General features: G+C 42.8%; 4 protein-coding genes. 2 read left to right on the top strand and 2 right to left on the bottom strand.

What is annotated here, in order from left to right; genetic code table 11:
* Both H5185_RS21340 and parC read left to right on the top strand, forming a co-directional pair.
* Window positions 1–981: sorbosone dehydrogenase family protein (locus H5185_RS21340; protein WP_182743133.1), on the top strand; the 981-nt coding region annotated here is incomplete at its 5' end.
* Window positions 981–3275, top strand: a complete 2295-nt coding sequence (parC, locus tag H5185_RS21335) for a DNA topoisomerase IV subunit A (RefSeq protein ID WP_124018298.1) — start codon at window positions 981–983, stop codon at window positions 3273–3275. The genes H5185_RS21340 and parC, both read left to right, overlap by 1 nt.
* A 115-nt stretch (window positions 3276–3390) precedes the next feature.
* Here the strand turns inward: parC and H5185_RS21330 are convergent, their stop codons facing one another.
* Both H5185_RS21330 and H5185_RS21325 read right to left on the bottom strand, forming a co-directional pair.
* Window positions 3391–3582: a bacterioferritin-associated ferredoxin gene (locus tag H5185_RS21330; protein WP_124018299.1), complete on the bottom strand. Its 192-nt coding sequence runs from the start codon at window positions 3580–3582 to the stop codon at window positions 3391–3393.
* A gap of 364 nt (window positions 3583–3946) precedes the next feature.
* Window positions 3947–4611 (bottom strand): NAD(P)-dependent oxidoreductase (locus H5185_RS21325; protein WP_182743131.1); only part of this gene is annotated, 665 nt, incomplete at its 5' end.

Genomic DNA, 4611 nt, shown 5'->3' with positions numbered 1-4611 from the left:
ATTAAACAATTAACTGTCGGCGATGAAGGTACTCTTTTTGTCGGTTCGCAAAAAAGTGGCACCGTGTATGCGCTAGTTGATAGTGACCAAAATGGCCAAGTTGATAAACGTTATTTGATTGCCAGAGGTTTGGACTATCCGGAAGCGTTAGCCTTTCATGATGGTGCGCTTTATGTCACAGAAGACGATCGCATTATTCGCTTTGAAGAAATTGAATCTCGTTTGCGCCGTCCGAGCCGTGCGCGTGAAGTGTATGCGAATTTGCCAAGCTTAGATAAAAAGTATTCTCGCTCAATGCATTTCGGACCCGATGGACGTTTATATATATCCATTGGTTCGCCATGCAATGTGTGTGAAGCCGCTTCACCCTTTGGCAGTATTTTGGCGATTAATGTCGATACCGGAGCCAGTGAACAAATTGCTTCTGGTCTTCGCAGTGTTATTGGTTTTGATTGGTCACCCGATACCAACAAATTATGGTTTGCCGATTTAGGTCGAGATTGGATGGGTGATAATCTTCCCGCTGATGAGATAAACCGTTTAGACGTTAAAGGCAGCCATTTTGGTTTTCCTTATTTACATGGCTCAGATGTAGTTGAACCCGCCTATGACAAGCCGGAAAATTTAAATATCACCTTGCCAGTATTTGAATTACCCGCTCACGTAGCGGCAACCGGATTAAGTTTTTACCGCGGCAAGCAATTCCCTCCGCGCTATCGTAATCAGCTGTTTGTTGCTGAAAATGGTTCGTGGAATCGGTCAAGTAAAGTCGGTTATCAAATTGTGATGCTTGATATTACAGATGGCAAAGTCAGTAAACGTGAAACCGTGGTGAGTTTTTTGGATGGAGAATTTCCGGTGGCACGTCCATTTGATGTAATTAATGCGCCAGATGGTGCCATGTACATTTCAGATGATCTAAAAGGTAATATTTACCGCTTGTTTTATAACGCACCCGAACAATCACAGGAAATGAAATAATGAGTGATGCGATTGAATTAAGCCTTGATGGTGTAGAGCAGATGCCGCTGAGGCGCTTTACTGAAGGGGCTTATTTAAATTATTCCATGTACGTGATTATGGATCGCGCCTTGCCGCATATTGGTGATGGTCTCAAGCCTGTACAGCGTCGTATTATTTATGCGATGAGCGAATTAGGATTATCAGCGCAATCTAAACACAAAAAATCAGCCCGTACTGTGGGTGACGTTTTAGGTAAGTATCATCCCCATGGTGATAGTGCGTGTTACGAAGCAATGGTGTTAATGGCTCAGCCATTTTCGTATCGATATCCATTGGTTGATGGTCAAGGTAACTGGGGCGCGCCAGATGACCCTAAGTCATTTGCTGCAATGCGTTATACCGAAGCCAGATTATCAAAGTTTTCTGAAGTATTACTGTCGGAGTTAGGTCAAGGTACTGTCGAATGGGGGGCTAACTTTGATGGCACCATGAAAGAGCCATTAACCTTACCAGCTCGATTACCGCATATATTATTAAATGGTATTACCGGTATTGCTGTGGGCATGGCAACCGATATTCCGCCGCACAACGTGCGCGAATTAGTCGCAGCTTGTATTGAGCTTATCGATAACCCTAAAACCGAATTAGCACGGTTAATGGAGTTAGTCCCTGGTCCTGATTATCCAACCGAAGCTGAAATTATCACTCCTAGAGCGGATATTGAGCGGATTTATGATACAGGCCGTGGTTCAATTAGAGCGCGTGCGGTTTACAGTGAAGAGCAGGGCGAGATTGTCATTACTTCATTGCCGCATCAAGCCAGTAGTGGCAAGATTTTAGAACAAATCGCTAATCAAATGCAGGCGAAAAAGTTGCCGATGGTGTCTGATTTGCGTGATGAGTCTGATCATGAAAACCCAGTGCGATTAATTATTGTACCGCGTTCAAATCGTGTCGATTGCGATCAGTTAATGACCCATTTATTTGCGACTACGGATCTGGAGAAAAGCTTCCGAGTTAACTTAAATGTGTTGGGACTCGATGGCCGCCCTAAAGTGAAAGGGTTAAAAACGCTGTTAACAGAATGGTTAGAGTTCCGTATTACCACAGTTACCCGCCGCTTACAGTATCGTCTCGATAAAGTATTAGCGCGCTTGCACATTTTAGAAGCGTTAATGATTGCGTTTTTAAACATTGACGAAGTGATCGAGATTATTCGTTTTAACGATGAACCTAAAGCTGAGCTGATGTCTCGCTTTAGCTTGTCAGATAAGCAAGCCGAATCAATTTTAGAATTAAAGTTACGCCATTTAGCCAAGCTTGAAGAATTTAAAATCACTGCAGAGCAAAATGAACTGGCAGCAGAACGCGATAAGTTAGAGTTATTGCTAAGCTCAGATCGTCGTTTAAAAACCTTAGTGAAAAAAGAGTTAGTTCAAGATGGTGAGACTTATGGTGACAATCGTCGTTCACCAATTATTGAGCGTATTGATGCCAAAGCACTAACTGAACAGGAGTTAACCCCAACAGAGTCAGTGACTGTTGTCTTGTCTGATAAAGGCTGGGTACGTTGTGCTAAAGGCCATGACGTCGATGTAGAAGGTTTATCTTATAAGTCTGGCGACAGTTACCTGTGTAGTGTGATGGGTAAAAGTAATCAAGCGGCGGTATTTATTGATTCTACCGGTCGCGCATTTGCTACCGACAGTCATACGTTGCCGTCAGCCCGTAGCCAAGGAGAGCCGATTACGACGCGCTTTAATATGGCACCGAGTGCGACAATGCGGCATGTATTGATGGGCGAGGATGAACAATTTTTCTTATTAGCAAGTGATGCCGGTTACGGCTTTATTTGCGCCTATCCAGATTTAGTCAGTCGTAATAAGGCCGGTAAGGCACTGCTAAGCCTGCCATCAAATGCGTGCGTTATGCAGCCAAAGTTAATTAATAAATCTGGCGATCAATCTTTGTTAGCGATTACCTCAGAAGGTCGGATGCTGATGTTTAGCTTGGATGCTTTACCGCAGTTATCAAAAGGTAAAGGCAATAAAATCATTGGTATTCCTAGCGATCGTGCTAAAAATCGCGAAGAGTTACTCTTGCATCTTGATGTAGTACCTCATGATAAGGCTGTGACCTTATGGGCTGGTAAGCGCAAGCTAACCTTGAAGCCAAGTGATTTAGAGCATTATCGTGGTGAGCGTGGCCGTCGCGGGGCTAAATTACCACGAGGATTACAGCGCGTAGACAGTGTTGAAGTCGAGATGGGACCGCTTGACGAGAGTGCTCAAGACGATAATCTGGGCATATAAGCTTAATCGGGTATGAGGCATTAAGCCGCTCCCCGGTTAATAAATTACCCCGTTTAAGCATAAAAAAATGCTGCTCATATGAGCAGCATTTTTTTATACAAAAGTGGACGGGGGATTAGGCCACTTCATAAAAATTAGGTTCGTACTCTAGTTGAGTCTGAATAATTTGAGTTGCCATACGGGCACATTTGCCACATTGGTCTGCAACGCCAAGACGTTTCTTTACGTCAGCCAGTGAACTGTCACCTAAGCTAACGGCAGCTTTAATTTGAGTATCTGTAATGGCATGACAAAGACAAACGTACATAGAGAAAGCCTCTTCATTCAAAATGGACTAGGGCTAAGAAAGTAATCTAATTCTAAATGAAAACAGTTATCATTGGCAATAACTTTTTTCACAAAGAATGATTATTTTTAATACAGTTTGATCTGCTTCACTTTTTTATCAAAATGGCACGCTGTGATGAGATATTGAGATGGCATGAGAAAAATATGCTTGAATATTAATTGAATCAATTGTCTAGGGTTTTGATGATTGTTGCTCAAGGTGTATTAATGTCATTATTAAGTGCGATCAAGTGGCGGGAATTTAAGTTACTTAGTCGAAGTGGAATGATGATTTGATCTTTGACTCACAGAGCAAAGATTAAATCATGATAACTCGGCTATTTTTAATAGCCTTGATTAGCGTCGACGATATATTGTAATGGTTTAGATTGCTGCCAAAGACAATAATTTTCGGTGAATATTTGTACCACTTGTTGAGGAAAGCTTGGTGCAGCAATATGCGGTGTAATGGTGACGTTATCGCAATGCCACAGGGGATGATTAGCTGGTAAAGGCTCTTGCTCGAATACATCGACAATCGCGCGTCGCTGAGGGCATAGTGTTAACTCAGTTTGCAACGCTGCCAAATCAATTGCGTTGCCTCGGCCAATATTAAATAGCATGGCATCGGGTTTTAATAAGCACAGATTAGCAGCATTTAATACATGTGTGGTGTGTGGGGTATTGGGCAATACACTCACAATCACATCAGCGACAGGTATGTAATCTGCTAATTTATCTATGGTATCGATACGATCAAAGTCATTAACGAGCGCGCCTTGGCGATTGAGGCCGCTGACAATCATACCGAAATGATGAGCGGTTCGAGCAAGGTGTTGAGCGATAGAACCTGTACCAAGTATCAGCAGTCGTAATCCTTGTAAAGTGCGGTATTGAGCTGGCTGCCAAAGTTGCTGATGTTGCTGTTGAGTATACTGGGCGTGCTGTCGATAATGGCTTAATAGGTAACCAAAAACATATTCACTCATTAATGGGCCAAATACACCGC

Origin of the sequence: Shewanella sp. SG44-6 (assembly GCF_014164185.1) — a bacterium.
Classification (GTDB): domain Bacteria; phylum Pseudomonadota; class Gammaproteobacteria; order Enterobacterales; family Shewanellaceae; genus Shewanella; species Shewanella vesiculosa.
The sequence above is the reverse complement of the archived record's forward strand: the minus strand, read 5'-3'. Positions and strand labels throughout refer to the sequence as shown.

Bases quoted from the DNA above. Each gene is read 5' to 3' on its own strand.
- H5185_RS21330 (WP_124018299.1), bottom strand. From the start codon at position 3,582: ATGTACGTTTGTCTTTGTCATGCCATTACAGATACTCAAATTAAAGCT.
- parC (WP_124018298.1), top strand. From the start codon at position 981: ATGAGTGATGCGATTGAATTAAGCCTTGATGGTGTAGAGCAGATGCCG.